At 69.9% G+C, this 26,546-nt stretch carries 24 protein-coding genes; 16 read left to right on the forward strand and 8 right to left on the reverse strand.

The annotated features are described in order from the left end of the window. Both ruvA and ruvC read right to left on the reverse strand, forming a co-directional pair. Positions 1–519 (reverse strand): Holliday junction branch migration protein RuvA (gene ruvA, locus CEF10_RS12035; RefSeq protein ID WP_101068421.1); only part of this gene is annotated, 519 nt, incomplete at its 3' end. Then, on the reverse strand, positions 516–1,022 hold the full coding sequence (ruvC, locus tag CEF10_RS12040; RefSeq protein WP_101068422.1) for a crossover junction endodeoxyribonuclease RuvC: 507 nt from the start codon (positions 1,020–1,022) through the stop codon (positions 516–518). The genes ruvC and ruvA, both read right to left, overlap by 4 nt. 232 nt (positions 1,023–1,254) lie before the next feature. Between ruvC and CEF10_RS12045 the strand changes: the two genes are divergently transcribed. Next, positions 1,255–1,467, forward strand: coding sequence for a DUF1127 domain-containing protein (locus CEF10_RS12045; RefSeq protein ID WP_101068423.1), 213 nt, complete (start codon positions 1,255–1,257; stop codon positions 1,465–1,467). Between the two features lie 19 nt (positions 1,468–1,486). Here the strand turns inward: CEF10_RS12045 and CEF10_RS12050 are convergent, their stop codons facing one another. Both CEF10_RS12050 and CEF10_RS12055 read right to left on the reverse strand, forming a co-directional pair. Beyond that, complete coding sequence (locus tag CEF10_RS12050; RefSeq protein ID WP_101068424.1) at positions 1,487–2,365, reverse strand: 50S ribosomal protein L11 methyltransferase; 879 nt, start codon at positions 2,363–2,365, stop codon at positions 1,487–1,489. Positions 2,366–2,396: 31 nt separating this feature from the next. Beyond that, positions 2,397–3,629, reverse strand: a complete 1,233-nt coding sequence (locus CEF10_RS12055) for an MFS transporter (protein WP_101068425.1) — start codon at positions 3,627–3,629, stop codon at positions 2,397–2,399. Positions 3,630–3,743: 114 nt separating this feature from the next. On the opposite strand from CEF10_RS12055, the gene CEF10_RS12060 reads away from it, so the two are divergent. Next, positions 3,744–4,808, forward strand: coding sequence for a YeeE/YedE family protein (locus CEF10_RS12060; RefSeq protein WP_101068426.1), 1,065 nt, complete (start codon positions 3,744–3,746; stop codon positions 4,806–4,808). A gap of 29 nt (positions 4,809–4,837) precedes the next feature. On the opposite strand, the gene CEF10_RS12065 is transcribed toward CEF10_RS12060, so the two are convergent. Both CEF10_RS12065 and CEF10_RS12070 read right to left on the reverse strand, forming a co-directional pair. Next, entirely contained in the window at positions 4,838–5,704 is an 867-nt protein-coding gene (locus CEF10_RS12065; protein WP_101068427.1) for a hypothetical protein, read from the reverse strand. A 125-nt stretch (positions 5,705–5,829) separates the two neighbouring features. Next, the gene (locus tag CEF10_RS12070) at positions 5,830–8,025 is read right to left on the reverse strand and encodes a primosomal protein N' (RefSeq protein WP_101068428.1); all 2,196 of its coding nucleotides are present in this window, start codon (positions 8,023–8,025) and stop codon (positions 5,830–5,832) included. A 111-nt stretch (positions 8,026–8,136) separates the two neighbouring features. Here CEF10_RS12070 and fsa point away from each other — a divergent pair, with 111 nt between their 5' ends. The 4 genes from fsa to CEF10_RS12090 all read left to right on the forward strand — a co-directional run bounded on the left by fsa (position 8,137) and on the right by CEF10_RS12090 (position 11,324). After that, complete coding sequence (fsa, locus tag CEF10_RS12075; RefSeq protein WP_101068429.1) at positions 8,137–8,790, forward strand: fructose-6-phosphate aldolase; 654 nt, start codon at positions 8,137–8,139, stop codon at positions 8,788–8,790. Between the two features lie 164 nt (positions 8,791–8,954). Continuing rightward, on the forward strand, positions 8,955–9,662 hold the full coding sequence (locus CEF10_RS12080; RefSeq protein ID WP_101068430.1) for a DUF484 family protein: 708 nt from the start codon (positions 8,955–8,957) through the stop codon (positions 9,660–9,662). Continuing rightward, on the forward strand, positions 9,659–10,573 hold the full coding sequence (locus CEF10_RS12085; RefSeq protein WP_101068431.1) for a tyrosine recombinase XerC: 915 nt from the start codon (positions 9,659–9,661) through the stop codon (positions 10,571–10,573). The genes CEF10_RS12080 and CEF10_RS12085 overlap by 4 nt, the downstream gene beginning before the upstream one ends. A 58-nt stretch (positions 10,574–10,631) precedes the next feature. Further along, positions 10,632–11,324: a CDP-alcohol phosphatidyltransferase family protein gene (locus tag CEF10_RS12090; protein ID WP_101068432.1), complete on the forward strand. Its 693-nt coding sequence runs from the start codon at positions 10,632–10,634 to the stop codon at positions 11,322–11,324. Positions 11,325–11,368: 44 nt separating this feature from the next. Here the strand turns inward: CEF10_RS12090 and CEF10_RS12095 are convergent, their stop codons facing one another. Continuing rightward, entirely contained in the window at positions 11,369–12,325 is a 957-nt protein-coding gene (locus CEF10_RS12095; protein WP_101068497.1) for a GlxA family transcriptional regulator, read from the reverse strand. Positions 12,326–12,402: 77 nt separating this feature from the next. On the opposite strand from CEF10_RS12095, the gene CEF10_RS12100 reads away from it, so the two are divergent. The 7 genes from CEF10_RS12100 (at position 12,403) to CEF10_RS12130 (ending at position 20,128) form a co-directional block, all read left to right on the forward strand. Beyond that, entirely contained in the window at positions 12,403–13,317 is a 915-nt protein-coding gene (locus tag CEF10_RS12100; RefSeq protein WP_101068433.1) for a BKACE family enzyme, read from the forward strand. 29 nt (positions 13,318–13,346) lie between these two features. Next, positions 13,347–14,108, forward strand: coding sequence for an SDR family oxidoreductase (locus CEF10_RS12105; protein ID WP_101068434.1), 762 nt, complete (start codon positions 13,347–13,349; stop codon positions 14,106–14,108). Positions 14,109–14,219: 111 nt separating this feature from the next. Further along, entirely contained in the window at positions 14,220–15,635 is a 1,416-nt protein-coding gene (locus CEF10_RS12110; RefSeq protein ID WP_101068435.1) for a carnitine 3-dehydrogenase, read from the forward strand. Between the two features lie 3 nt (positions 15,636–15,638). Next, positions 15,639–16,799 carry an acyl-CoA dehydrogenase family protein gene (locus CEF10_RS12115; RefSeq protein WP_101068436.1) on the forward strand — a complete coding sequence of 387 codons (1,161 nt, stop codon included), beginning with the start codon at positions 15,639–15,641 and terminating at the stop codon, positions 16,797–16,799. A gap of 233 nt (positions 16,800–17,032) precedes the next feature. Further along, complete coding sequence (locus CEF10_RS12120) at positions 17,033–19,075, forward strand: acetate--CoA ligase family protein (RefSeq protein ID WP_101068437.1); 2,043 nt, start codon at positions 17,033–17,035, stop codon at positions 19,073–19,075. Next, positions 19,072–19,857, forward strand: coding sequence for a carnitinyl-CoA dehydratase (locus CEF10_RS12125; protein ID WP_101068438.1), 786 nt, complete (start codon positions 19,072–19,074; stop codon positions 19,855–19,857). Before CEF10_RS12120 ends, CEF10_RS12125 begins: the two co-directional genes overlap by 4 nt. Before the next feature lie 58 nt (positions 19,858–19,915). Continuing rightward, a complete protein-coding gene (locus CEF10_RS12130; protein ID WP_101068439.1) occupies positions 19,916–20,128 on the forward strand; it encodes an FAD-dependent oxidoreductase in 213 nt (70 codons plus the stop codon). 28 nt (positions 20,129–20,156) lie between these two features. On the opposite strand, the gene CEF10_RS12135 is transcribed toward CEF10_RS12130, so the two are convergent. Then, positions 20,157–22,037 (reverse strand): polysaccharide biosynthesis protein, encoded by a 1,881-nt coding sequence (locus CEF10_RS12135; protein ID WP_101068498.1) that lies wholly within the window; start codon positions 22,035–22,037, stop codon positions 20,157–20,159. A gap of 1,035 nt (positions 22,038–23,072) precedes the next feature. Here CEF10_RS12135 and CEF10_RS12140 point away from each other — a divergent pair. From CEF10_RS12140 to CEF10_RS12150, 3 genes are all read left to right on the forward strand, one after another. Further along, positions 23,073–23,513, forward strand: coding sequence for a c-type cytochrome (locus CEF10_RS12140; RefSeq protein ID WP_101068440.1), 441 nt, complete (start codon positions 23,073–23,075; stop codon positions 23,511–23,513). 180 nt (positions 23,514–23,693) lie between these two features. After that, positions 23,694–25,085 carry a hypothetical protein gene (locus tag CEF10_RS12145; RefSeq protein ID WP_101068441.1) on the forward strand — a complete coding sequence of 464 codons (1,392 nt, stop codon included), beginning with the start codon at positions 23,694–23,696 and terminating at the stop codon, positions 25,083–25,085. Positions 25,086–25,182: 97 nt separating this feature from the next. Next, the gene (locus CEF10_RS12150; protein ID WP_101068442.1) at positions 25,183–26,478 is read left to right on the forward strand and encodes an ABC transporter substrate-binding protein; all 1,296 of its coding nucleotides are present in this window, start codon (positions 25,183–25,185) and stop codon (positions 26,476–26,478) included. Positions 26,479–26,546: the final 68 nt, after the last annotated feature.

The following is a 26,546-nucleotide window of genomic DNA, read 5'->3' on the forward strand; positions in this document are numbered from 1 at the left end:
CTGCGCGCCGCCGCCGGCCGGGGGCGGCGCGGGCGACGCGGCGGGGGCGGCCTCCGCGACCTGCGCCGCGTCGGATGCGGCGGTGGCGGGGGCCGGCGCGGCGGTCATCGCCATGACCTCGGGCACCTTTTCCTTCAGCTCGTTGACCACGCGCTGCGCCGTCTTGGGGCCAACGCCCCTGGCCGCCTTGATCGAATGCCAGTCGCCCAGCGCGATGGCGCGGCTCACCCCGTCGGGCCCCAGCGCGCCGAGGATCGCCAGCGAGGCCTTGGCGCCCACGCCCTGCACCCCCATCAGAAGGCGGTGCCATTCCTTTTCCAGAAGGGTGGTGAAGCCGTAGAGCTGCAACAGGTCCTCGCGCACCAGCAGGTCGGTGTAGAGCGCCGCGTGCTCGCCCGGCCCGGGCAGCGCCGAGAGCGTGCGATCGGAGCAATAGACAAGGTAGCCCACCCCGGCCACGTCGATCAGCACGTGATCGGCGGCGCGGTAGTCGATCCGCCCGGCCAGCCGCCCGATCATGCGCCCGCCCCGCGCACAGCCGCCGCCAGCCGGCCGGCCGACTGCGCCGTGTGCGCATGGCAGATCGCCACGGCCAGCGCATCCGCCGCATCCGGCCCGGCCAGCGCCACGCCCGGAAACTGAACGCCGACCATGTGCGCGATCTGTTCCTTGGCGGCGTGCCCCACGCCCACGACCGCCTTTTTCACGGCATTCGGGGCGTATTCGCCGACTGCCAGTCCCGCCTGCGCGGGCACCAGAAGGGCGACGCCCCGCGCCTGCCCCAGCTTGAGCGTCGCCGCGCCGTCGCGGTTGACGAAGGTCTGTTCGACGGCGGCCGCGTCGGGGGCATACTGTTCCAGCACCTCGGCCAGCTGGCGGTGCAGCGACAGCAACCGCGCCGGCAGATCGGTGCCGGCGGACCGGCAGATCCCGTTTGCGACGTGGCGCAGCCGGCTGCCATCAACATCGATCAGACCCCAGCCGAGGTTCCGCAATCCGGGATCGATACCCAAGACCCGCATTTCCTGCCCTGCCCTTGTTCCGGTTTTGACCCAGCCCTAGCACGAAACGGGAACAGGGACCAAGAAGATTGCATTGCCGGTCGCCCTCGGCAAGGCGGTCGCCGCGCGCGGCGCCGGCCATGCAGGAACTGCATAAGGACTATGCAAACCGCCCGACTTGTGTGCGATGCGCGGCCCCACTAGTTGCGGCTCGACACCCACAGTTCACCACCCACAGCAACGGAGCGGAACCATGGCCGTTTTCGAAACAGATCGCGCGTCCCACGAAAGCCCGTCCATTCTTGGCCGTCTCGGCCGGGCGATCACGCGTGCCGCCGGCACCGTCGCCGCCTGGAACGACCGCCGCGTGACGCGCAAGGCGCTGTCGCAGCTCAGCGACCGCGAGCTGCAGGACATCGGCCTGTGCCGGGGCGATATCGCCCGGGTCGCGCGCACGGGGCGCTGAGCCGCCGACGCGGGCCGGGTCAGGCGGTCCCGTTCCGGCGCAAGGTCAGCGTCGTCCATTCCCCGATGATGTCGCGCTGCACCTCCGCCAGCCCTGCGGTCGCGTAGGCGGCCGCGACCTCGTCGGCCTGCGCGTTCAGGATCCCCGACAGTATCGCGTGCCCACCCGGCCGCAGCGCCACGGCGATCCGCGGCGCAAGCTCGACCAGCGGCCCCATCAGGATGTTGGCGAAGATCAGGTCGAAGGGCGCGGCATCGCGCAGGGCCGGGTGATCGAGGCCCACCGCCTCGATGCAGGTCACGCGCCCCTCCATGCCGTTGGCGGCCAGGTTGGCCTGCGCCACCTCGACGGCGACCGGGTCGATGTCGCTGGCGATCACCGTGGCCGGCCAAAGCTTCGCCGCGGCCATGGCCAGCACCGCGGTTCCCGCGCCGATGTCGGCGACGGCGGCAGGCGCCACCCCCTGCCGCGCCAGCCGGTCCAGGGCGCGCAGGCAGCCCTGCGTGGTGCCGTGGTGGCCCGTGCCGAAGGCCATCGCGGCCTCGATCAGAAGCGCCTCGACCCCCTCGGGCACCTTGTCCGCATCGTGGCTGCCGTAGACGAAGAAGCGGCCCTCTGCCACCGGCGAGAGTTCCCGGCGCACCTTGGCCACCCAGTCCTGGTCGGGCAGTTCCGAAACGGCGAAGGGCCGCGCGTCGTGCACCGTGGCCAGCAGCGCGAGGCCGGCCTCGTCGGGCATCTCGTCGAAATAGCCGCCCACCTCCCACAGGCCCGATCCGTCCTCCAGTTCGAAGACACCCACGCCGGTGGGCGCGGGCTCCAGCGATTCCATCGCCTCGCCCAGGGCCTCGGCGGCCTCCTTTCCGGCAAGCGTCGTCAGGGCGGTCCAGGTGGTCATGAGCACTCCTTCGTGGGTCGGTTCGGCACGGTCATTCCGCCGCGGCGGGCACCGGGCGGGTCAACAGGGTTTCGCCCCCCGGTTCCGGGTGGCGCGGGATCAGCAACGCCAGCGCCAGCGAGGCCAGCGCCATCCCGGCGGCCAGCGTGAAGACCGACGCGGGCGAGACCAGCCAGAGGTAGCCAAGAAGCGCCGGCAGGAACACCGCGGCGATGTGGTTGATGGTGAAAGCCACCGCGGCGGTGGGCGCGAAATCACCCGGGTCGGCGATCTTCTGGAAATAGGTCTTGAGCGCCAGTGCCAGCGCGAAAAGCAGGTGGTCGACGACGTAAAGCGTGGCCGCGAGCCACACGCCCCAGCCGAACACGTAGATCCCGGCATAGGCCAGGAACACGCCGGCCAGCCCGGCGTATTCGAAAATCAGCGCGGCGCGTTCGCCGAACCGTGCCACGGCGCGGCCCATCAGCGGCGCGAAGACCATGCTGGCCACGAGGTTGACCATGAACAGCGCCGTGACCTCGTGCACCGCGAAACCGAAGCGTTCGACCATCATGAAGCCCGCGAAGACAACGAAGATCTGCCGGCGCGCGCCCGCCATGAACTGAAGCAGGTAATACAGCCAGTAGCGCCTGCGCAGAACCATCCTCTTCACCTGCGGGTCGGGTGCCTCGAACTGCGGGAAGGCAAGCAGGCAGATCACGGCCACCACCGCGGTGATCCCGCCCGCGGCCACGTAAACTGTGTTGTAGTCCAGGTCGAAGGCCCGCCACGTCATCACGATCAGCACGTAAGCCACCAGCGTCGCGGCCGACCCCGCGGCCACCAGCCAGCCCAGGACCTTCGGCGCGCGCAGCTTGTCGAGCCATTGAAGCTGCAACGACTGGTTCACCGTCTCGAAGTAGTGGAACCCGATGGAACTGAGCAGCGTGATCGTCAGGATACCGCCCAGCGTGGGAAACTGCGCCGTCAGCGCGGTGGCCACGCCCAGCAGCACCAGCGAGACGAGCCCGAGCACCTGTTCGCGCATCAGCATCAGCACGGCGATCACCCCGATCGCGAGGAAACCGGGGACCTCGCGCACGGTGTGCAGCCAGCCGATGTCGGCGCCGTCGAACCCGGCCGCCTCGATGACGAAGTTGTTCAGCAGCGCCGACCAGGTGGCGAAGGCCACCGGCATGGCCGCGGCCATGACAAAAAGCAGCGTCACCGGCCGCCGCCAGGGCGGCAGCCCGCGGGCATCCTGAAGGGGAAGCGGCGAATGCATGCCACGCCTTTAGCCCTTTCGCCGCAGGTTGGCGAGGCCGAATGATCCAGATCAAGGCATGCGCGACCCCGCCGTGGCAGACAGCGCGCCCATGACACGGCGGAAGGCAACGGCATGGATCTACTTCTGAGCATCGTCGAACGCATCGGGGAGTCGCCCACGGCGGCGCTTCTCGGCCTGATGACCGGCATGATCTTCGGCATCGCCGCGCAACGCTCGCGCTTCTGCCTGCGTGCCGCGACGGTGGAATTCGCCCGCGGGCGCATGGGTGACCGGGTGTCGGTCTGGCTGCTGACCTTCTCGACCGCGGTGGTCTGGGTGCAGGCGGCCGAGCTTCTGGGCTGGATGCGCGGCGCGGACGCGCGGATCATGGCGGTGCCCGGAAGCTGGTCGGGAGCGGTGATCGGCGGCTTGCTGTTCGGCATCGGCATGGTGCTGGCGCGCGGCTGCTCGGGCCGGCTGCTGGTGCTGGCGGCCACGGGCAACCTGCGTTCGGTCATTTCCGGCCTGGTCTTCGCGGTGGTCGCGCAGATGAGCCTCGCCGGCTGGCTCGCGCCCACGCGCGACATGCTGGCGGGGCTGTGGATTACCTCGGGCGGGCAGAACATGGACCTTCTGGCCACCCTCGGCGTGCCGCAGGCCGGCGGGCTGATATTCGGCATCGCGGTGGCGGTGCTGGCGCTGGTGATCTCGCTGCGCAACCGGATCAGCGCGCGCACCCTGGTCTTCGCCTCGGGCGTCGGCTTCGCCGTGGCCGTCGGCTGGGTCTCGACCTTCTCGCTTGCGCAGATGTCCTTCGAACCGCTCCAGATCGAAAGCGCGACCTTCACCGGGCCGTCGGCCAACACGCTGATGTTCTTCCTGGTCAGCGACACCGTGCTGGAGTTCGACATCGGGCTGGTGCCGGGGGTGTTCCTCGGCTCGTTCATAGCTTCGTGGCTGGCGGGCGAGTTCCGTTTCCAGGGTTTCGAGGACGAGGCCAACATGCGCCGCGCGCTGACGGGCGCCGCGCTGATGGGCTTTGGCGGGATGCTGGCCGGCGGCTGCGCCATCGGCAACGGCGTGACCGGCGGCTCGATCTTCGTGGGCACCGCCTGGGTCGCGTTGTTCTGCATGTGGCTCGGCGCGATGGCGACCGACCTGCTGGTCGACCAGCGCCGCGTGGCCCAGCCTGCCTGACCTCCGCCCGCGCCGCAGCCGCCCCGGTGTCAGTCAACCCGGCGCGTCAGGTCCGCCACGGCGTCGGCCAGCGCGCGGCAGGCGGTATCGGCGTCGCGCGCGCCGCCCAGCGTCAGCCGCGCGCGCAGGAAAAGCGCGTCGCCGTCAACCAGCGCCCGCGCCGCCCAGTCCGCCGGCAGCGCGCGCAGTTCCTTGGCCAGCGGCTTGAGATCGGGCACCGGGCCGTTCGCGGTTTCCGGCGGGCGCGGGCCGCCGTCGTCGACCATCACGCGCAGCCGCGTGTCGCGCCCGAGCGGCGCGCCGGCCACCGCGACGAGGGTCGAGCTTTCTCCGTCGGTGGCGTCCAGCGTCTCCATTTCCTGCACCCCCATCCAGACGGGGGTCCCGTCGCGGGCGGTGCCGCGCAGCACGCCCTCGATGCTCAGGGGCAGCGGCTCGGCGGTGCCCGGAGCGAGGAACCGGCCAAGCCGGCGGTAGGCCGCCACGACCCGCGGATCGATCCGGTTGCCCGCGTCCCCGGATGCCAGCCCCGGCGCGTCGTTGGTCCAGGGCACCGGCCGGCGGATCGCGGTGAACCCCCAGCCAAGCCGTTCGGCCAGCGCGCGCAGCCGCGCGTGCCGGCGGGTGTGGCGCCCGCGCCCGCCACCGGGCAGGAACATCAGGCCCAGGCCCAGCACGACGATCGCCGCCCCCGCGACCGGGAACCCCTCGATCAGGAACCCCGGCAGGAAAAGAGCCTCCACCGCCATCGCGGCGAACCCGGCCAGCATCAACAGCCCGCCTGCCTTGCCCAGCCACCCCGGCAGCGCCGGGCCGACCGGGGCCTCGACCTTGTCACGGCCGGCCGGTTGCGGCCCCTCGAAGGGGTCCCAGTGGTGCTGCGGTGTCTCGGTCACGGGATTCGCGAGTGATTGGTGGACACGCGCAAGGAAGCACGCGCGCACAGCGCCTGTCCACCGTTGGCGGCATGACATTGCCGTAACGGCCGTGTTCCCGCCGATCGGGCGGGTCGGCAGCCCCCCTAGAAAAAACTCTGCGGGTCGATGTCCACGGTCAGCCGCAGTTGCGCGGGCAGCTTCACCTGCGCGATCCAGTCGGCCACCGCCGGCTGCAGTGCCACGCCCCGCGGCGCCTTCACCAGAAGCCGCACGCGATGGCGGCCGCGGATCCTTGCGATCGGCGCGGGCGCGGGGCCGAACACCTGCGCCCCGGCCCGCCGCAACGGCGCGTCGCGGCGCGCCAGTTCGTTGCCCAGGTCGAAGGCCGCCTGCATCTCCGGCGCCGAGAGAACGATACCCGCCATGCGGCCGAAGGGCGGCACGCCCGCCTGCCGGCGCGCCGCCGCCTCCGTGCGCCAGAACCCTTCCTCGTCGCCCGACAGGATCGCGCGGATCACCGGGTGCTCGGGCTGGTGTGTCTGCAACAGCGCAACGCCCGGTGCCTCGGTCCGGCCGGCGCGGCCGGCCACCTGGCGCATCAGCTGGAAGGTGCGTTCCGCCGCCCGCAGGTCGGACCCCTGAAGGCCGAGATCGGCGTCGATCACCCCCACCAGCGTGAGTTCGGGGAAGTTGTGGCCCTTGGCCACCAGTTGCGTGCCGATCACGATGTCGGCCCCGCCGGCGGCGATCTCCTCGACGCGCGCCTTGAGCGCCCGGGCCGAGCCGAACAGGTCCGACGACAGCGTGGCAAGGCGCGCCTCGGGAAACAGCGCCTGGGCCTCCTCGGTCAGGCGCTCCACCCCGGGACCCACCGGCGCCAGACGCCCCTCGGCGCCGCAGGCTGGGCACGCCTCGGGAATGGGGCGGGTATCGCCGCACTGGTGGCAGACCAGCCGTTTGAGGAACCGGTGCTCCACCATGCGCGCGTCGCAATGCTCGCACCCGATCTGGTGGCCGCAGGCCCGGCAAAGCGTCACCGGCGCGAAACCGCGGCGGTTGATGAACAGCAGCGCCTGCTCGCCGCGCGCCAGCCGCGCCTCGACCGCGGCCTGCAGCGGCTGCGAGATCCAGCGATCCGATGGCAGCCTTTCGGCGCGCATGTCGATGGCGCGCAGTTCGGGCATCACCGCCGCCCCGTAACGATCCGCCAGCGTGAGCCGGTCGTACTTGCCCGCCTCGGCGTTGACCCAGGATTCCAGGCTGGGTGTGGCCGAGGCCAGGATCACCCGCGCGCCGCAGATCGACGCGCGCAGCACCGCCATGTCGCGGGCGTTGTAAAGCGCGCCCTCCTCCTGCTTGTAGGAGGTGTCGTGCTCCTCGTCGACGACGATCAGCCCGAGATCGCGAAAGGGCAGGAACAGCGCCGAGCGCGCACCGACGACCACCTCGCAGCCGCCCTGCCCCACCATCTTCCACGCGCGGCGACGTTCGGTCATGGTCACGCCGGAATGCCACTCGGCCGGTTTCGCACCGAAACGCGCCGCGATCCGGGTCAGGAACTCGGCCGTCAGCGCGATCTCGGGCAGCAACACCAGGGCCTGCCGCCCCTGGCGCAGCGCCTCGGCCACCGATTCGAGGTAGACCTCGGTCTTGCCCGAACCGGTGACCCCGCGCAGGAGCGTGGTGCCATACCCCCCCGCGCGCAGCCCGGCACGCAGGGCGTCGGCCGCCGCGGCCTGTTCCGGCGTCAGCGGCTTTCCCGGCAACGCCGGGTCGAGCCGCGGATAGGGCCGGTCGCGCGGCGTTTCCTCCTCGGCCACCGCGCCCTGCTTCACCAGCCCCTTGATGACCGAGGTGGACACGCCCGCCGCCTCGGCCAGTTCGCCCAGCGTGAAGGCCAGCCCGCCGTAATCTTCCAGCACCGCCAGAACGCGGGCCCGCGCATCCGTCATGCGATCCGGGCGGTGGGCACCGGGGCGATAGACCCGGCGCATCGACGGCGGATCGCCCAGCCCCGGCGCCCGCGTGGCCAGCCGCACCATCCCCGAAAGCGGCGTGAGCGTGTAATCCGCCGCACGGCGCAGGAAGATCTGCAATTCCTCTCGCATCGGCGGCACGTCCAGCACGCGGATCACCGGGCGCAGTTTCGCACGCGCCACGCCGCCCTGCCCCGCGCCCCAGACCACGCCCAGCACCTTGCGCGGGCCCAGCGGCACCTCGACGAAGGCGCCGGGCTGGCAACCGCCCTCGGGCGCGGCATAGTCCAGCACCCGGTCGAGCGGCTGGTCGGTGACCACCGCGACCGGGTCGCCCGCGTCGAAGAACTCGGGGCTGGACATGGCGAAGGCAGGCTCCTTGACAGGGGTTTCGGGCCGTCACTCTATGGGGTAGAGGATGGACCGAAAACCCGAAAGCCGCCCGCCCCCGCGACACCCCGAAAGGCCCCGCCGATGAAATTCTTCGTAGACACCGCCGACACCGAAGAGATCGCCACGCTCAACGACCTTGGCATGGTCGACGGCGTGACGACCAACCCCTCGCTGATCCTCAAGTCCGGGCGCGACATCACCGAGGTGACCCGCGAGATCGCCGGCATGGTTGCCGGCCCCGTCAGCGCCGAGGTCGTGGCCACCGAGGCGCCCGCGATGATCGCGGAGGGCCGCAAGCTGGCCGGGATCGCCGACAACATCGCCGTCAAGGTGCCGCTGACCTGGGACGGGCTGAAGGCCTGCAAGGCGCTCACCGACGAGGGCATGATGGTCAACGTCACCCTGTGCTTTTCCGCCAACCAGGCGCTGCTGGCCGCCAAGGCGGGCGCGACCTTCATCAGCCCCTTCATCGGCCGGCTGGACGACATCAACCTCGACGGGATGGAACTGATCGCCGACATCCGCAGGATCTACGACACCTACGGCTTCGCCACGCAGATCCTCGCGGCGTCGATCCGCACCGTGAACCACGTGACCGAGGCCGCGCGCATCGGCGCCGACGTGATGACGGCCCCGCCCGCGGTGATCCACAAGATGGCCGAGCACCCGCTGACCGACAAGGGCCTCGCCACCTTCCTCGCCGACTGGGAAAAGACCGGCCAGAGGATCGTCTGACGCCGCAACGGCGCCGTGAACGGCCCCCGCGCCCCGCGCGGGCGGCGACCATCGGCCGTTGTGCGCCCGCCGCGCAACGCGTCGCTCGTCCCGCCAAAAAAGGGGAGGCGCGGCCGCGCCGGCTCTGGTAGAAAGGGTAAAACGGCAAGACGACGGGCAGGGACATGAGCAGCAAGCCCCGGATGGAGGACAAGCTGCGCGAGAAGATCATCGCGCAGCCCGACGTGATCCTGGAGGACCAGGACCTGATGCGCGCGCTGATCGCGGCGAACGAACGCGCGATGGGCGGCAACATCGTCGACCTGCGCGGCATCGCGATGGAACGGCTGGAGGCGCGGCTCGACCGGCTCGAGGACACCCACCGCAGCGTCATCGCGGCAGCCTATGAAAACCTCGCCGGCACCAACCAGGTTCACCGCGCGATCCTGCGCATGCTCGATCCGCTGGAATTCGAGGTGTTCCTGCGCGACCTCGGCGGCGACGTGGCCCAGATCCTGCGGGTGGACAGCGTGAAGCTGGTGCTGGAATCGGCGCAGAGCGACGAGGCCGCGGCGGTCGCGCGGCTGGGCGACGTGCTGTCGATCGCCGAGCCGGGGTTCATCGAGGCTTACCTGACCGAGGGGCGCGGCGGCCCGGTGCGGCAGGTCACGCTGCGCCAGCTCCACGAGGGCGACATCGCCGTCTACGGAGCGGACGCCGAGTTCGTCCGCTCCGAGGCGTGCCTGCATCTCGATTTCGGCGAGGGCCGCCTGCCGGGCATGCTGGTGCTCGGCGCCGAGGACCCGCACCAGTTCACGCCGCAGCAGGGGACCGACCTTCTGGCGTTCTTCACGGGCGTGTTCGAACGGGCGATGCGCCGCTGGCTGTCATGATAAGCCCCGCGGCCCGCGACGCGCTGCAGGGCTGGCTGGACGCGCAGGCGGCCCTGCGCGGGGCGCCCGCCACCACGATCGACGCCTACGCCCGCGATGTCACCGGGTTCCTGGCCTTCATGGCCGAGCACCACGGCGGGACGCAGGGCCTGGGCCCGCTGGCACGGGTGACCACCGCCGACATGCGCGCCTGGATGGCCCACGAACGCCGGCGCGGCACCGGCGCGCGCAGCCTCGCGCGGCGGCTGTCGGCGGTGAAAGGCTTCTACCGCTGGCTGGCCGAGCGCGCGGATGTCGACCCCTCGGCCGTCCTCGCCGCGCGGGCGCCGAAATATGCGCGGAAACTGCCCCGCCCGCTCAGCCCGGAGGCCGCGCACGACGTCATCGACAGGCTCGAGGGGCAATCGCGCACGCCGTGGATGGCCGCGCGCGACCAGGCCGTCGTGACACTTCTTTACGGCTGCGGGCTGCGCGTTTCCGAGGCGCTGGGGCTGTCCGGCGAGGCGCACCCGCTGGGCGAAACGCTGCGTCTGACCGGCAAGGGCGGCAAGGAACGGATCGTCCCGGTGATCGCGCCCGCGCGCGAGGCGGTGGCCCGCTACGCCGCCCTGTGCCCCTGGCCGATGCGGGCGGACACCCCGCTGTTCTACGGCCAACGCGGCGGGCGGCTGTCGCCGCGGGCGGTCCAGAAGGTCGTGGCGCAGGTGCGCATGCAACTTGGCCTGCCGCACAGTGCCACGCCGCACGCCATGCGCCACAGCTTCGCCACGCATCTGCTCAACGCGGGCGGCGACCTGCGCGCGATCCAGGAGTTGCTCGGCCACGCCTCGTTGTCGACGACGCAGGCCTATACCGCGGTCGACACCGACCGCCTGATGGCCGTCTACGAAAAGGCGCATCCCAAAGCCTGATTGCGCGCGCGCGCGTTTTGCGTCATGACGGTTTCATGACACGACACCACGTTATTCCATGACGACCGGGCTGAAGGCGCTGTCGGTCCACCTGCTGACCGCCACGGGCGCGGTCTTTGCCATGCTGGCGATGCTGGCCGCGGTGGAGGAAAACTGGAGCCTGATGTTCCTGTGGCTCGTCGTGGCCTTCGCGGTGGACGGTGTCGACGGGCCGCTGGCACGCAAGTACATCGTCTCCGAGAACGCGCCGCGCTTCGACGGGGTCCTGATGGACCTCATCATCGATTACCTGACCTATGTCTTCATCCCCGCGTTCGCGCTGTTCAAGTCCGACCTGCTGCCCGGCTGGACCGGCTGGGTCGCGATCATCCTGATCACCTTCGCCAGCGCGATGTATTTCGCCGACACGAGCATGAAGGCGAAGGACAACTCGTTTTCCGGGTTCCCGGGCGCGTGGAACATGCTGGTGATCGTGCTCTTCGCCGTGAAACCGGATTTCTGGCTGATCCTCGCGCTGGTGGCCGTGCTTTCGGTGGCGATGTTCCTGCCGCTGAAATTCATCCACCCGGTGCGCACGGCGCGCTGGCGCGCGGTGTCCCTGCCGGTGGCCTTCGCGTGGACATTCTTCGCGGGCTGGGCGGCCTGGGTCGACTTCCACCCCGAAAGCTGGGCGATCTGGGGGCTGGTCGTCTCGTCTCTCTACCTGCTGGGCGCGGGCATCGCACAGCAGGCGATCCCGGCGCGCCATTGACACGGGGCGCGCCCGCACGGCCGCAACGCGCAATATCCCGGGCGTCAGGCCGACCGTGCCGCGCGCAGCGCGCGCGGCGACCGGCCGTATTCGCGCCTGACCGCCCGCGCCAGGGCGGCTGGCGAGTCGTAGCCGCAGCGCACGGCAACCTCGGCGATGCCGAGGCGCGTTTCGGCGATCAACCGCCGCGCCGCCGCCAGTCGAAGATGACGATAGACGCGGCCGGGCGGCGCGCCCAGGCCGGCGCGGAAGCGGCGGTCGAGCGTGCGGGGCTGGCATGACAGGCGCCGCGCCAGCGTGGCAAGCGGCAGCGGCCGCTCGAGATGCTCACGCATCAGCGCGAGCGCACGGCGCACCATAGGGTCGCGCGCGCCCTCGGCTTCGCCGGGGGCGCCGACCGGCGGCTCGCCGTGAATGAAAAGCGCCTCCACATCAAGGCGCATGGCGGTTCCGAGATGCGCGCTGATCGTCTCCAGCGTCAGATCGAGCGCCGCCATCGCGCCCGCGCAGGTCATCACGGGGCCGTCGCGCAGATGGTGCGCACGCTCGGCGCGCACCTCAAGAAAGGTCTCCGCGAAGTCGTCGATCAGGTCCCAGTGCACGGTCGCACGGCGTCCGTCCAGCAGCCCCGCCGCGGCCATCAGCCAGGGGCCCGCGTCGAGGCCCACCATGGTGTCCGCGCGGGCGGCGGCGCGGACCAGCGCGCGACGCGTTTCAGGGCCGTCGTGACGTTCGTAGTCGTAGCTGGACAGGACGAAGACGTAGTCGGCCGCGCTCAGCTCCGACAGCGCGCCGTGGGGCAGCACCTGCAAACCGCTGGAACTGTGCACGGCGGCGCCGCCGGGGGTCAGGATCTGCCAGGCGAAGGCCGCGCGCCCGCCCAGGGTATTGGCTGCCCGCAGGGGTTCCAGGCAGTTGGCGAGGCACAGGTTCGAGAAGCTGTCGAACAGGACGAAGGCAATGCGCACCGGCGCGGATGGTGTTTTTGTCCACTTCGGCATGATGAATGTCATTTACTGCAAACTCGATCCACTGGCCAGCGGTCTAGGGTGCCCACACGCATCACCCGGAGGATCCCATGCCACTTGCCATGAACCGAGACGTCTTCATCACCTGCGCCGTCACCGGCTCGGGCGGCACGCAGGATCGCAGCCCGCATGTCCCCCGCAGCCCCGAACAGATCGCCGAAAGCGCCATCGCCGCGGCCAAGGCCGGTGCGGCCATCGTGCATTGCCACGTCCGCGACCCGGAAACCGGCGCGCCCAGCCGCGATGTCGGGCTGTTCCGGGACGTGACCGAGCGCATCCGCGCCTCCGACACCGACGTGGTGCTCAACCTCACCGCGGGCATGGGCGGCGACATCACCTTCGGCGGGGTCGACGCCCCGCTGCCGGTGGACGAGGCCGGCACCGACATGATCGGTGCGAGCGAACGCGTGGCGCATGTCGCGGCCTGCCGGCCGGAGATCTGTACGCTCGATTGCGGCACGATGAACTTCGCCGAGGCCGACTACGTGATGACCAACACGCCAGGCATGTTGCAGGCGATGGGCCGCAAGATGACCGAGCTCGGCGTGAAGCCCGAGATCGAGGCGTTCGACACCGGCCACCTCTGGTACGCCAAGCAGCTGGTCGCGGACGGCATCCTGGAGCCCGACGCGCTGGTGCAGCTTTGCATGGGCGTGCCGTGGGGTGCGCCGGACGACCTGAACACCTTCATGGCGATGGTCAACAACATCCCCGACGACTGGACCTTCTCGGCCTTCGCGCTGGGGCGCAACCAGATGCCCTATGTCGCCGCCACGGTTCTCGCGGGCGGTCACGTCCGTGTCGGGCTGGAGGACAACCTTATGCTCGACAAGGGCGTCCTGGCGCAGAACTGGCAACTGGTCGAACGCGCCACCGAGATCGTCGAGCGCATGGGCGCCCGCGTCATGGGCCCCGATCAGGTGCGCGAGAAACTGCGCCTGACGAAACAGGTACCGCAAGGCTGACGCACCCGACACCGGAAGGGACCAAGCGCATGAGCCAACGCATCGTCATCACCGGCGGGGCGTCGGGCATCGGCCTGACGCTGGCCCGGCGTTTCGCGGCACGCGGCGACCGGGTCGCACTTTGCGATTCCGACGCGGCCGCCGTCGCCGCCGCGCAGAAGGCGATGCCTGACGCCATCGCGGAGACCGCCGATGTCACCGACCCCGCCGCGATGGACGCCTTCCTCGGCCGGGTCGAGGCCGCCTGGGGCGGGGCCGACGTGGTTTGCGCCAACGCCGGCACGGGCGGGCCGGCAGGCCGCATCGAGGACCTGGACCATGACGCTTGGCGCGCATGCCTGGATGTGAACCTCACGGGCGCATTCCTGACCTGCCGCTGGGCCGCGCGCGTCATGCGCCGACAAGGTGCCGGGCTGATCCTCGTGACCAGTTCCACCTCGGGGCTGCACGGGGTGCCGCACCGCACGCCCTACGTCGCGGCCAAATGGGGGCTGGTGGGTCTGACCAAGACGCTGGCGATGGAGCTCGGCCCGGCCGGCGTGCGCGTGAACGCGCTCGCCCCGGGCGCGGTCGAGGGCGACCGCATGGACAGGGTCGTCGCGATGGAGGCCGCGGCCTCCGGACGGACCGAGGCCGAGGTGCGCGCACAATACGTCGAGGGCGCGAGCCTGCGCAGTTGGGTCACGGCGGATGACGTGGCCGATACGGCACTGTTTCTCGCCTCACCGGCCGGGCACCGCATTTCCGGCCAGGTGATGGCCGTGGACGGGCACACGGAGCGGATGGTGTGAGGCGCGCGCGCGGTCACCGCCCTCTCGCGCGCCCGCTTCGCGACACGCGCAACGGCGCGTTTCGTCATGCGAAAGACGGTGCGCCGAGGTGATGAAACAAGGAGCAATACGATGACGAAGACGGCAGCCATCGTCGGCGGTGGCGTGATCGGCGGCGGATGGGCCGCGCGGTTCCTGCTCAACGGCTGGGACGTGCGCGTTCACGACCCCGACCCGGAGGCCGAGCGCAAGCTGGGCGAGGTTCTGGGCAACGCGCGCCGCACCCTTCCGATGCTCTACGACTGCGCCCTGCCCGCCGAGGGCAGGCTCACCCTTTGCGACACCGTGGCCGAGGCCGTCGCCGGTGCCGCCTGGGTACAGGAAAGCGTGCCAGAGCGGCTGGAACTCAAGCACGCCGTCTTCGCCGAGATCCAGGCGGACTGTGACCGTGACGCGGTGATCGGCTCGTCCACGAGCGGCTACAAGCCGTCCGAGCTGCAGCAGGGCGCGGCCCGGCCGGGCCAGATCATGGTCGCCCACCCTTTCAACCCGGTCTACCTGCTGCCGCTGGTGGAAATCGTCGGCTCGCCCGACACCGACGCGGTGGCGCTGACCCGCGCCGAGGCGATGCTCACCGGGGTCGGGCTGCACCCGCTGCGCCTGCACAGGGAAATCGACGCACATGTCGCCGACCGGTTGATGGAGGCCGTCTGGCGCGAGGGCCTCTGGCTGGTCAGGGACGGCGTGGCGACCACGGCCGAGATCGACGACGCGATCCGCTACGGCTTCGGCCTGCGCTGGGGGCAGATGGGCCTGTTCGAGACCTTCCGCATCGCCGGCGGCGAGGCGGGCATGCGCCATTTCCTCGGCCAGTTCGGCCCGGCGCTGAAATGGCCGTGGACCAAGCTGATGGACGTCCCCGAGCTGACCGAGGAACTGGTCGAGACCATCGCGGCCCAGTCCGATGCGCAGTCGGGGCACCTGAGCATTCGCGCGCTGGAGCGCAAGCGCGACAACAACCTTGTCGCGATGATCCGCGCGCTGAAGCAGCAGGGCAATGCCGTTGGCCGGCTGGTGCTGGCCCACCAGCAGAACCTCGGGACCATGCAGCCCGAGGGCGACGCGGCGCCGATGGTGACGCAGGCGCGCACGGTGCCCGTCGACTGGACCGACATGAACGGCCACATGAACGAGGGCCGCTACGGCCAGATCTTTTCGGACGCGGCCGAGGTCATCATGGCCCACGTCGGGGTGGACGACGACTACGTCGCCGGTGGCATGAGCTATTTCACCGTGGAAACCGACATCAAGTACCTCTCCGAGACGCACGCCGGCGAACGCGTCACCGTGGAAACCCGCGTGACGCAGGGCGAGGGCAAGAAGCTGCGCTGCTTCCACGAGATGAAGCGCGCAAGCGACGGCGAGGTCATGGCGACCTGCGACCAGATGATGCTGCACGTCAGCCTCGAGACCCGACGCACCTGCGTGCCGCCCGGGCACGTGGCGGACCGGGTCGCGGCACTGGCGCAACTGCACCAAGGGAGCTGAGCAATGCACTTCGGACTGACCGACGAACAGGACATGATCGTCTCCACCGTCCGCAGCTTCGTGGAGAACGAGATCTACCCCCACGAGGCAGAGGTCGAGCGCACCGGCGCGGTCCCGCGCGAGGTGGCCGACGAAATCCGGCGCAAGACGCTCGACCTGGGGTTCTACGCCTGCAACTTCCCCGAGGAGGTCGGCGGCGCCGGCCTGTCGCACCTCGAGTTCGCGCTGGTCGAGCGCGAGCTGGGCCGCGGTTCCATGGCGCTGACGCATTTCTTCGGCCGGCCGCAGAACATCCTGATGGCCTGCGACGCCGAGCAGCGCGAACGCTACCTTCTGCCTGCCGTGCGGGGCGAGAAGATGGACGCGCTGGCAATGACCGAACCCGAGGCTGGATCGGACGTGCGCGGCATGAAATGCACCGCCCGGCGGCAGGGCGGCGACTGGGTGCTCAACGGCACCAAGCACTTCATCTCGGGCGCCGACCACGCCGATTTCGTGATCGTCTTCGTCGCCACCGGCGAGGACCAGACCGAGAAGGGGCCGAAGAAACGCATCACCACCTTCCTGGTGGACCGCGGCACGCCCGGGTTCACCATCCGAGAGGGCTACAACTCGGTCAGCCACCGCGGCTACAAGAACATGGTTCTGGAATTCGACGACTGCCGCCTGCCCGACGCGCAGGTGCTGGGCGAGGTCGACGGCGGCTTCGCGGTGATGAACGAATGGCTCTACGCCACACGCATCACCGTGGCCACCATGAGCGTTGGCCGCGCACGGCGCTGCTTCGACTGGGCGGTGAGCCACGCCGCCGAGCGCAAGCAATTCGGCCAGCCAATCGGCAAGTTCCAGGGCGTGAGCTTCCAGATCGCCGACATGATCACCGAGATCGACGCGGCCGACTGGCTGACGCTGGCCTCGGCCTGGCGGCTGGACGAAGGGCTGCCCGCCAACCGCGAGATCGCCAGCGCCAAGCTCTACGCGACCGAGATGCTCGCGCGGGTGACCGACGCAACGCTGCAGGTCTACGGCGGCATGGGGCTGATGGACGACTTCCCCATCGAGCGGTTCTGGCGCGACGCCCGCGTCGAGCGCATCTGGGACGGCACCAGCGAGATCCAGCGCCACATCATCAGCCGGGAGCTTCTGCGCCCGCTGGGCGCGTGAGGCGTCATGCCTGCGACGGGGGTATTTGGAGCTAGAAGAGAAGGCGGCGCCGTGGCGGCACCCGCTTCGGAACAGGCCGAACCTTTTCTCCGTGGGCGGTCATCGGCGTGCGCGCATCCACGGCATCTCCACCATGACGAAGGACGATTGATGTCACGTTACAAGGTTTTCTACTTGCCTGAGATTTCCACGCCGGATGCACCCGGCGGGGCCACCCGGGCTGGCGGGCGCCCATGACGCGCGACCTGTCACGCCTGTTCCGGCCGGATTCCATCGCGGTCGTGGGCGGCGGCGCATGGTGCGCCTCGGTGGTCGAACAATGCCGCAAGATGGGGTTTGCCGGGGCCGTTTGGCCCGTGCATCCCAACCGCTGCGAAGTCGGCGGTGCCGCGGCCGTGCCCGCGCTGGGCGACCTGCCGGGCGTGCCCGACGCCGTGTTCATCGGCGTGAACCGTCACACGACCATCGACACCGTTCGGCAGTTGCGCGACATGGGCGCGGGCGGCGCGATATGTTTCGCCAGCGGGTTTTCCGAGGCGCAGGCGGAAACCGGCGACGGCGCGGATTTGCAGGCCGCCCTGCTGGAAGCCGCCGGCCCCATGCCGGTGGTCGGGCCCAATTGCTACGGCGTCATCAACTACCTTGACGGCGCATTGCTCTGGCCGGACCAGCACGGCGGCACGCGCAGCGACAGCGGCGTGGCGATCCTGACCCAGAGCTCCAACATGGCCATCAACCTGACGATGCAGGCGCGCGGGCTGCCGCTGGCCTACGTTGCCACCGCCGGCAACCAGGCGCAGACCGGCCTGGCCGAGATCGGTCGCGCGCTTCTGGACGACGACAGGGTCACGGCGCTGGGATTGCACATCGAGGGCGTGGGCGACCTGCGCGCCTTCGAGGCGCTCGCCGACCGGGCGCGCGCGTCGGGCAAGCCCGTCGTCGCGCTGAAAGCGGGGCGCAGTGACCAGGCGCAGGCGGCGGCGATATCGCACACGGCCTCGGTCGCGGGCAGCGACGCGGGCGCGCGCGCGTTGCTCGATCGGCTGGGCGTCGCGCGGGTGGACAGCCTGACGGGGCTGCTGGAGGCATTGAAGCTGCTGCACTTCGCGGGGCCGTTGCCGGGCAACCGTGTCGCCTCGATGTCCTGCTCGGGGGGCGAGGCCAGCCTGATGGCCGACACCGCCACGGGCCGCGATATCACCTTCCCGCCGCTCCGGGCCGAGCAGCACGCGCAACTGCGCGCGGCGCTCGGGCCGATGGTGGCGCTGGCGAACCCGCTGGATTACCACACCTTCATCTGGAACGACGCCGAGGCAATGGCCGAGACCTTCGCGGCGATGCTGCGCGGGCCGGTCGATATCGGCTGCCTGATCGTCGATTTCCCGCGCCCCGACCGTTGCGATCCGGCCGCCTGGGACTGCGCGATCGAGGCCGCGGCGCACGCCGCGCGCGAGACGGGCAAGCCGCTGGCGCTGCTGGCCACCCTGCCCGAGGCCCTGCCCGAGGCGCTGGCCGAACGGATCACGGCGGCCGGGCTGGTGCCGCTGGCCGGGCTTGACGATGCGCTGACGGCGATCGAGACCGCCGCATGGCTGGGGGCCGCCCGACCGCAGCCGGCACCGGTGCTGCTGCCCGGCGAGCCGCCGCAGCCCGAGACGCTGACCGAGGCGCAGGCCAAGGCCGCCCTGGCCGGCCACGGCGTACCCGTGCCGCGCGCCCGACGGGCCGAGGGGCGTGCGGATCTCGAACGCGCGCTGCGCGCGGCATCCTTGCCCGTGGTGATCAAGGCCGAGGGGCTGGCGCACAAGACGGAGGCCGGTGGCGTGGCCTTCGCCCGCGCCGGGACGCAAGAGGCGATGCAGGCGGCGCTCGCCATGCCCTGCGACAGCTGGCTGATCGAGGAGATGGTGGATGACGCGGTGGCCGAGCTGCTGATCGGCGTGGTGCGCGACCCGGCACACGGCTTCGTGCTGACCCTGGGCGCGGGCGGAACGCTGACCGAGCTGACGGGCGACAGCACCTCGCTGCTGCTGCCCGTATCGGCCCGCGAGATCGACGCGGCGCTGGCGCGTCTGCGAGTGGCGCGGTTGCTGGATGGCTACCGCGGCAAGCCGGCGGCAGACCGGGCTGCGATTGTCCGCGCCGTGCTGGCCGTGCAGGATTACGTGGCGGCCAATGCCCCGCATCTCGAGGAAGTGGAAATCAACCCGCTCATCTGCACGCCCGACACCGCGGTGGCGGCGGATGCGCTCATCAGGATCGGAGAAGAGCGATGACGGACACCCCAGTAAGGACCGAACGCCGCGGCCACGTGCTCGAGGTCACGCTCGACAGGCCCAAGGCGAACGCGATCGACTTGCAGACCAGCCGGATCATGGGCGACGTGTTCAAGGATTTCCGCGACGATCCCGAGCTGCGCGTCGCGCTGCTGACGGGGGCGGGCGACAAGTTCTTCTGCCCCGGCTGGGACCTTAAGGCAGCCGCCGATGGTGACGCGGTGGACGGCGACTACGGCGTCGGCGGCTTCGGCGGGCTGCAGGAAATGCGGGCGATGAACAAGCCGGTGGTCGCCGCCGTGAACGGCATCGCCTGCGGCGGCGGTCTGGAACTGGCGCTGTCGGCCGACATCATCCTCGCGGCCGATCACGCGCAGTTCGCCCTGCCCGAGATCCGCTCGGGCACGGTGGCGGATGCCGCCAGCGTGAAGCTGCCCAAGCGCATCCCCTATCACATCGCGATGGAGATGCTGCTGACGGGCCGGTGGATCGAGGCCGAGGAGGCCGCGCGCTGGGGCCTGGTCAACCATCTGCACCCCTCCGCCGAGTTGATGGAGCACGCCCGCGCGATGGCCGATCACCTGGCCTCCGGCCCGCCCCTGGTCTACGCCGCGATCAAGGAGATCGTGCGAGAGGCCGAGGCGATGACGTTCCGGGACGCGATGAACCGCATCACCAAGCGGCAGTTCGCGACGGTGGACATCCTCTACGACTCCGAGGATCAGATGGAAGGCGCCCGCGCCTTCGCCGAGAAACGCGATCCCGTCTGGAAGGGCCGCTGAACGACCCACGTGGAAACGCGGGACTTCATGACAGCGACGATCCGCGAGCCGGCGCTGCATGCAGGTTCCCTATCGCGCGATGCTGCCAGAGGGCGCGGCAAACCTGCTGGTCGCGGTCCGTGCGGCGATGCGCAACATGGCCCGCTGCGCGGACGCCGGGCAGGCGGTCGGCATCGCCGCGATGATTCTTGCTGAAAATGTGGGGGCCCAACGGCGGAAAGTTGATGACCTGCAGGGCTCCGTGACCAAGCAGGAGGCGCGGATCCGCTGACGGCGGAACCACGGTCGTGCAGCCGTCGTCAGGGAACCTTCTGGCCGACCGGTGCCCGGCCACCGCCGAAGCCCTCGACCCAGCGTTCGGCCACGGCGCGCGCGGCATCCTCGTCCGCCGCCGCGACCGCCGCGCGCAACTCGCGCAGCGCGCGGGCCACCTCGATTTCCGACAGTCCCTTGTCGCCGGCGCAAAGGATCTTGGGATGCGGCGTGGTCAGCATCCCCTCGCCGATCATCAGTTCCTCGTAAAGTTTCTCGCCGGGCCGCAGGCCGGTGGTGACGATCTCGATATCGCCGTCGGGGGTGTCGGCGTCACGCACCGTGTATCCACTGGCCTCGATCACCTGGCGGGCAAGTTTCCGGATCGAGACGGGCTCGCCCATGTCGAGAACGAAGATCTCGCCACCCTGCGCGAAGGTGCCCGCGCGCAACACGAGGCGGGCGGCCTCCTGCACGGTCATGAAGTAGCGGGTGACATCCTTGTGCGTGAGCGTGACGGGCCCGCCGCGCGCGATCTGCTCCTGGAACAGCGGGATCACGGAGCCCGACGACCCAAGCACGTTGCCGAAGCGCACCATGGCGAAAACCGTGCCCTTGGCGCGGTTTGCCAGATCGTGCAGCGTGAGTTCGGCCAACCGCTTGGAGGCTCCCATGATGTTGGCCGGCCGCACCGCCTTGTCGCTGGAAATCAGGATGAACCGCTCCACGCCCGCTTCCTCGGCCGCGCGCGCCAGCGTGCGCGTGCCCAGAACGTTGTTGGCCAGCCCGGACAGCGGGTTGGATTCCACCAGCGGCACGTGCTTGTAGGCGGCCGCGTGCAGGATGACCTGGACCCCCTGGTCGGCAAGCACCTTGCGCACCAACCGCTGGTCGGTGACCGACCCGAGGACCGGCACGATCTCGGGCCCGTTGTTGCCCACGAGGTGGCCCAGTTCCTGGTGAATCGTGTAGAGCGCCAGTTCCGAAAGTTCGTAAAGCACAAGGCGCCCGGGTTTGCAGGCGAGCACCTGCCGGCACAGCTCCGACCCGATGGTGCCGCCCGCACCCGAGACCAGCACGGTGCGCCCTGTGTAGCTCTCGCACCCGCCTGAGAGATCCTCGTCCAGATGGTCACGGCCCAGCAGCGCCGAAGGCAGGATCGGCGTCAGCTTGTCCAGAAGCGCTTCCTCGCCGATCAGCTGCGAGAACGAGGGCAGCGCCTGGACCTCGGCGCCGAGCTCGGCCACGCGGCGCGCGATCTGGGTCTGCTTGGGTTGGCTGAGCGAGGGCATCGCCAGAAGCACCCGGTCGACCCGGCGATCCTTGATGATCTGTCTCAGATCGCGCGGCGAGCAGACGGGAAGGCCGGAAACCGTCATGCCCTGCAACGCCGGCGCATCGTCCACGAAGGCGATCGGGTCGATCGCCTGGTGGTTCTTGAGCGCCGAGGCCAGCTGCATGCCCGTCGTGCCCGCGCCATAGATCACCACCCGGCAACGCGGCCGGGCCCGGCGCAACAGCCACATGTAGAGTTGCAGCATCGCGACCCGGCTGGCGGCGGACAGCAGGAAGAACGTGATCGCAAAGATCACGTGCGAGCCCACGGGCAGTTCCAGCTTGGCCAGTTCCGCCAGTGCAGCGCTGGTCACGCCCATCAGGATGGCGAAGATCGCTGTCTTGCCCACGGCCCGCAACTCGTAGGATTTCAGCCGGATCCGCGGTATTCCCAGCGCCAGTGAAACGACCGCCGCGGTCACCACCAGAAACGGCAGGATAAGCCAGACGTCCGGCAAGGCGCGGAATGGCGCGATGGTGTTGAACTGAAGCGCGAGAGTGAGAAGCAGGGCGACGGGCACGATCACGAGATCGACGCCCATGAGAACAGCGCTTTTCGTGGGACGTGAAAGCGACTCGATGAAATTCAGCATGTTCTGTCGCCACCCCGTGAAAAAGCCGGCCGAAACCGGTTTCAAAGCCCACGGTCGCACGTCTCACGCGAACCGGTCGCGCCGCGCCTTCTCCGGGCCGCACGGCCGGGGGTTCTTCGCGTCGCATTCAAAAACTAGGCATGTCTTAAAGGCTCGGGCAAGGCGTCACAAGTCGGGAAGCCCCCGTTCGCGGGTTTTTGCCTGTTTCGCGCGCGTTGACCGCGCGCCACGGTCAGCGCATTTGACAGTTGGCCGCGCCCGATTCCGCCCTTCCAGACCTGCATGTGCTGCGCCCCGGTTGCACATGTTGCGCAGGCACCGCACCGCCGGCGACCTGCCTGAAAAGCGCGGGACAGGCCCGAAGCGAAAGCGGCTTCGTCGCCCGGCGCACCAATCACGGCGGTCCGCAACCGGTCCCTGTCGAAGGGCGCCTTGAAAGACCGGAGCGAACCGTGACGAGATAAGACGCGGCCGATACTGCGCTTCGACCGCGTGCTCGAGCGCCGAAAACGCACACCGAGGTGGGATCGCTCACCTCGCCGACCGGCGTCATGCAGCACGCACATCGCGCATGTCGCGTCGGGGCGATCTCGTCCCCTGCCCTGCCCGTCGCCGCACAGGCAATCGCGCGCCGTGGCCAGATGGCCAGCACCTCCGGCCGGTGCAAACCCGCGGAAGGTCGCGTGACACAAGCGCGCAGGCATGGGCCGTCCTGGCCCTGCCCTTTGCCCAATGCGAGAGGGCCCAGGGCCTCTGACGCAAAGCGGCCCGAGACACGCGCGCGCATGGAAACACGAGAAAACAAGATGTTGGCGCCCTCGCCGTCGCAATCCCGGCCCCAGGCGGCACGGCAACCTGCGCGATGAGCCCGCCACGGCGCGGCCCGCAGGCGGTTAATCGCGGGTTGTGCCTTCCCTGCCTTGAGACACTTGAGTTCGTATGGAAATATCACCCTGTTGTCGGGGCGTATGTCCGGTGGACCATTTTGCAGCCGCTATCGCCCGGAAGAAACGAGACAGTCACATGAGGAAAATCATGACCCTGAGAATCGCCACCGCCATCGCCGCGACCGCCGTCGCCCTGCCCGCCTTCGCTGAAACCCAAGCCAGCGGAGACGCCGCGGCCGGCGAGACCGCCTTCAACATGTGCCGCGCCTGTCACAAGATCGTCGACGACGAGGGCAATGCCATCGTCAACGGTGGCCCCGTGGGTCCGAACCTCTACGGCGTCACGGAGCGCGGCGCCGGCGGGGTCGAGGACTTCGCCTATTCCGACGTGATGATGGCCGCCGGCGAGGCCGGGCTGGAGTGGACGGAGGAGACCTTTGTCGCCTACGTTCAGGCGCCGACCAAGTATCTCCAGGAGCAGTCGGGCGAATCCGGCCGCGGCAAGATGACCTACAAGGTCCGCAGCGAGGAGGACGCCAAGGACCTCTGGGCCTACCTGGTGTCCGTCGATTCCGGCGGCGATTCGTAACGCGATGCCGGCCGGGCCGGCGCACCGCGCCGCGCGGGGTGACCCGCGCGGCGTTTTCCTGTTGAAGGGTGCGCGCCGCCACCGTCCGTGCCACGACAGCTGACGGAAATGCGCAGCTGTCGCGCGCACGCGCTTCCTTTCGATCGGTTGCGGACACCCCAGGCCCGGACAACGGGACGAATGCGCAGATACCTTTTGGTTGCAGGCGCCATCGCCGCCACGCCGGGTGCGGCCCGCGCCCATGCGTCGGAACAGGGCTTCGTGCTGCTGCTGCCGACCGACGCCTACATCGCGGCGGGGGTGGCCACGGTGGCGCTGACCGTGGTTTTGCTCGCCTTCCTGCCCGGGTCCACGGCGGCCGCCTGTTTCAGGCCCGCGGCACTGCTGCGCCTTCCCCGCGGGGGCGGGACGCTGCGGCATCTGGCCAGTTGCCTGTCGGCTTTGCTGCTGATCGCGCTGGTGGGCGCGGGGCTGTTCGGGTCGCGCGACCCCATGGTCAACCCGCTGCCGCTGACGGTCTGGACCGTCTGGTGGGTCGCGCTGGTCACCGTGCAGGGGCTTGTCTTCGACCACTGGCGCTGGACGAACCCCTGGACGGGACCCGCCGCGCTGCTGGCACGGCTGACCGGCGAAGCCGCGCCGCTGCGTTACCCCCGGGCGCTGGGTCACTTGCCCGGCATCGCGGGCTTCCTCGCATTCGCCGGTTTCCTTCTCGCCGATCCCGCCCCGGCCGATCCGGGGCGGCTGGCCGTCGCGGCCGGGCTCTACTGGATGGCGATGCTGGCCGGAACGGCGTGTTTCGGGCCGCGGTGGCTGCTGCGCGCCGAGGCGCTGACAATACTGATGCGCGCTTATCGCCGCATGGCGATGCTCGGCCGCGCGCGCGGCCGAACGGCCGTCGGCCTGCCCGGCTGGAAGATTCTCGCCGGTCCGTCCGCGGCGCCCGGTCTGGCGGTGTTCATCCTGCTGATGCTGGGATCGGGCAGCTTCGACGGGCTGAACGAAACCTTCTGGTGGATGGGCCAGCTGGGCATCAACCCGCTGGAGTTCCCCGGCCGGTCGGCCGTGGTCACGCCCAACCTGGTCGGGATGCTGTCGGCCAACCTGGCACTCCTGGTGGTGTTCATCCTGTCCATCCACCTCGGCGTGCGGATCGCCGGGACCGACATGCCCACGCGCACCGCCTTCGCGCTTTTCGCGCCGTCCATCCTGCCGATCGCCCTGGGATACCACATCGCGCACTATGTCACCGTGCTGCTGGTGGACGGGCAATACGCACTGGCCGCACTGACCGACCCGCTGAACACCGGCGCGGACGTGCTGGGGCTGGGCGAGTATCACGTCACCACCGGGTTCCTTTACACGCCCGGCCCGGTCAGGGCGATCTGGCTGACACAGGCCGGCGCGGTGGTCGCGGGGCACGTTCTGGCGATCCTGCTGGCCCACGCGCTCGCCGTGCGGGCCTTCGGCAGCAACCGGCGCGCCCTGCTCAGCCAGGCGCCGCTGGCCGCCTTCATGGTCGCCTACACCTTCTTCGGGCTGTGGCTTCTTGCCTCACCGCGCGGGGTGTGACAGGCATGCTCTGGACATCCAGGCCGGCATTCGCACACTGTCACGTCTCCGCGGCCGGGGGCCGGCCGCGCAATACGGATACCATGGGAGACACGTCATGACCCGCATCGACGACCGCCCCGCCACCACCACCCGCCGCGGCGCGCTGCGCACGCTGGCCGGAGCCGCCGCCGGGGCCGCGTCACTGCCGCTCTGGGCGCGCTACACCCATGCCCAGAGCGCCGAGCCGATCCGCATCGGTTTTCAGGTGCACCGCACGGGCATCGGCGCGGCCTACGGCCGCTGGTACGACCGCACCACGCAGGCGGCCGCCCGGCTGATCAACGAGGCCGGCGGCATCAACGGCCGGCCTGTCGAGATCGTCGCCGAGGACGACGGCACCGATCCCAAGCGCGGCGCCGAGGTGGTCGAGAAATTCGCCACGCAGCACGGGTGCGACATCGCCTTCGGCACGCTGTTCTCGCACGTCGTGATCGGCTCCGCGCCGCGCGCGGGCGAACTCAAGCTGCCCTATTTCGTGGTCTCCGAGGGCCACCACGTCGCCAGCGGGATGCTGAACCGCTACACGATCCAGCCGGGCATCACCGACGTGAAGAGCCAGGTGCAGGCGATGGCGCCCTTCGTGACCGAGACACTGGGCAAGAAGGTCACGCTGGTCTTTCCCGACTACGCCTACGGCCACGATCACCGCGATTTCTTCTCGGCCGCCGTCGAGGCACAGGGCGGCGAGGTGCTGGCCAAGCTGGCGATCCCGCCGGCGGAAACCTCCTTCACCAAGTACTTCCCGAAGATCCCGCGCGAGACCGAGGTGCTCTACCATGTCATGGTCGGCCCCGGCGTGCTGACATTCGTGAAGGAGCTGGGCGAGTTCTTCGGCGGCCGCGGCCCCGAGCTCTTCGGCTTCATCGACAGCCTCGAGGCGGTGGCCATCGACAGCCCCGGGCTGGAATTCCTCGAAGGGTCGCACTTCTGGGAAGGCATGCCGCGCTACGCCCAGCCCGACCAGAGCGAATACGACGCCTTCTACCGCCAGCAGGTCGGCGTGGATGACACCGGCGCCTCCGTGAGCGACCCCACCGACATTTCCACCTACGGTCACATGTTCGGTTGCTGGGAGACGCTTTACGTGGTCAAGGCCGCGATGGAGGCTTCGGGCTACGCCGGCCCCGAGAACCGCCCCGCGATGATCGAGGCGGTGGAGGCGATGACGGAGATGCCGCACAGCCGCCAACACCCGCAGGGTCCGAAGATCTTCAACGGAAAGACCCACCAGGTCTTCGGCCGCCAACACATCTCGCAGGTGCGTGACGGGCGGCTGGTGAAGGTGCACACCACCTCGATCGAGGACACCTTCTATCCCGACGAGGTCGACTACACCACGCGCCCGTTCTGAACTGACACGGGCGCGCGGCGACGACCGCGCGAACCGGTCACGTGCAAGCGCCTTGGACGCGGCGGGGC

It is taken from the genome of Roseovarius salinarum (genome assembly GCF_002834145.1).
Classification (GTDB): Bacteria; Pseudomonadota; Alphaproteobacteria; order Rhodobacterales; family Rhodobacteraceae; genus Roseovarius; species Roseovarius salinarum.

What these genes read in the sequence shown, in the direction of transcription:
- CEF10_RS12095 (WP_101068497.1), bottom strand. Translation starts at nt 12,325, where the DNA reads ATGCCGAAGTGGACAAAAACACCATCCGCGCCGGTGCGCATTGCCTTC.
- CEF10_RS12090 (WP_101068432.1), top strand. Translation starts at nt 10,632, where the DNA reads ATGACGACCGGGCTGAAGGCGCTGTCGGTCCACCTGCTGACCGCCACG.
- CEF10_RS12045 (WP_101068423.1), top strand. Translation starts at nt 1,255, where the DNA reads ATGGCCGTTTTCGAAACAGATCGCGCGTCCCACGAAAGCCCGTCCATT.
- CEF10_RS12070 (WP_101068428.1), bottom strand. Translation starts at nt 8,025, where the DNA reads ATGTCCAGCCCCGAGTTCTTCGACGCGGGCGACCCGGTCGCGGTGGTC.
- CEF10_RS12130 (WP_101068439.1), top strand. Translation starts at nt 19,916, where the DNA reads ATGCAGGTTCCCTATCGCGCGATGCTGCCAGAGGGCGCGGCAAACCTG.
- CEF10_RS12145 (WP_101068441.1), top strand. Translation starts at nt 23,694, where the DNA reads ATGCGCAGATACCTTTTGGTTGCAGGCGCCATCGCCGCCACGCCGGGT.
- CEF10_RS12055 (WP_101068425.1), bottom strand. Translation starts at nt 3,629, where the DNA reads ATGCATTCGCCGCTTCCCCTTCAGGATGCCCGCGGGCTGCCGCCCTGG.
- fsa (WP_101068429.1), top strand. Translation starts at nt 8,137, where the DNA reads ATGAAATTCTTCGTAGACACCGCCGACACCGAAGAGATCGCCACGCTC.
- CEF10_RS12100 (WP_101068433.1), top strand. Translation starts at nt 12,403, where the DNA reads ATGCCACTTGCCATGAACCGAGACGTCTTCATCACCTGCGCCGTCACC.
- ruvC (WP_101068422.1), bottom strand. Translation starts at nt 1,022, where the DNA reads ATGCGGGTCTTGGGTATCGATCCCGGATTGCGGAACCTCGGCTGGGGT.
- CEF10_RS12120 (WP_101068437.1), top strand. Translation starts at nt 17,033, where the DNA reads ATGACGCGCGACCTGTCACGCCTGTTCCGGCCGGATTCCATCGCGGTC.
- CEF10_RS12060 (WP_101068426.1), top strand. Translation starts at nt 3,744, where the DNA reads ATGGATCTACTTCTGAGCATCGTCGAACGCATCGGGGAGTCGCCCACG.
- CEF10_RS12125 (WP_101068438.1), top strand. Translation starts at nt 19,072, where the DNA reads ATGACGGACACCCCAGTAAGGACCGAACGCCGCGGCCACGTGCTCGAG.
- CEF10_RS12115 (WP_101068436.1), top strand. Translation starts at nt 15,639, where the DNA reads ATGCACTTCGGACTGACCGACGAACAGGACATGATCGTCTCCACCGTC.
- CEF10_RS12150 (WP_101068442.1), top strand. Translation starts at nt 25,183, where the DNA reads ATGACCCGCATCGACGACCGCCCCGCCACCACCACCCGCCGCGGCGCG.
- CEF10_RS12085 (WP_101068431.1), top strand. Translation starts at nt 9,659, where the DNA reads ATGATAAGCCCCGCGGCCCGCGACGCGCTGCAGGGCTGGCTGGACGCG.
- CEF10_RS12105 (WP_101068434.1), top strand. Translation starts at nt 13,347, where the DNA reads ATGAGCCAACGCATCGTCATCACCGGCGGGGCGTCGGGCATCGGCCTG.
- CEF10_RS12050 (WP_101068424.1), bottom strand. Translation starts at nt 2,365, where the DNA reads ATGACCACCTGGACCGCCCTGACGACGCTTGCCGGAAAGGAGGCCGCC.
- CEF10_RS12140 (WP_101068440.1), top strand. Translation starts at nt 23,073, where the DNA reads ATGACCCTGAGAATCGCCACCGCCATCGCCGCGACCGCCGTCGCCCTG.
- CEF10_RS12110 (WP_101068435.1), top strand. Translation starts at nt 14,220, where the DNA reads ATGACGAAGACGGCAGCCATCGTCGGCGGTGGCGTGATCGGCGGCGGA.
- CEF10_RS12135 (WP_101068498.1), bottom strand. Translation starts at nt 22,037, where the DNA reads ATGCTGAATTTCATCGAGTCGCTTTCACGTCCCACGAAAAGCGCTGTT.
- CEF10_RS12080 (WP_101068430.1), top strand. Translation starts at nt 8,955, where the DNA reads ATGAGCAGCAAGCCCCGGATGGAGGACAAGCTGCGCGAGAAGATCATC.